Source organism: Mycolicibacterium peregrinum, from assembly GCF_001665625.1.
Classification (GTDB): domain Bacteria; phylum Actinomycetota; class Actinomycetes; order Mycobacteriales; family Mycobacteriaceae; genus Mycobacterium; species Mycobacterium peregrinum_B.
Window position 1 is genome coordinate 1 of record NZ_LZSY01000182.1, and the last position, 500, is coordinate 500.

Genomic DNA, 500 nt, shown 5'->3' on the forward strand with positions numbered 1-500 from the left:
GCTGCGAATCGGTTGGCGCACTTGCTTGTCGAGCGCGGTGTCGGTCCGGGGCAGCGGGTTGCGCTGCTGTTTCCACGCTCGGTCGAGGCCATCGTGGCGATCCTGGGTGTGCTCAAAACCGGTGCGGCGTATGTGCCGATCGATCCGTCGGTGCCGGATGCACGCATAGAATTCGTCCTCGCTGATTCAGCGCCGGTAGCAGTGGTCAGCACCGCCGATCTGATGGATCGGCTGAGTGGGCGTGGGTTGACGGTGATCGACGTCGACGATCCCGCGATGAGCTGCCGGCCGGACACCGACCCACTGATCGAACCTGCCCCCGAAGATGTCGCGTATCTGATCTACACCTCGGGTACGACGGGTGTGCCCAAGGGCGTGGCGATTCCGCATCGGAATGTTACGCGGTTGTTGGATGCAATCGATCGTGATGTGGCGTTGTCGTCGGGTCAGGTATGGGCACAGTGTCATTCGTTGGCGTTCGACTTCTCGGTGTGGGAGAT

The 500-nt window shown here is 62.0% G+C and carries 1 protein-coding gene; it reads left to right on the forward strand.

From position 1 onward, the window contains the following. On the forward strand, window positions 1-500 hold a 500-nt coding region (locus A5779_RS29625), incomplete at both ends, for an AMP-binding protein (RefSeq protein WP_131811711.1).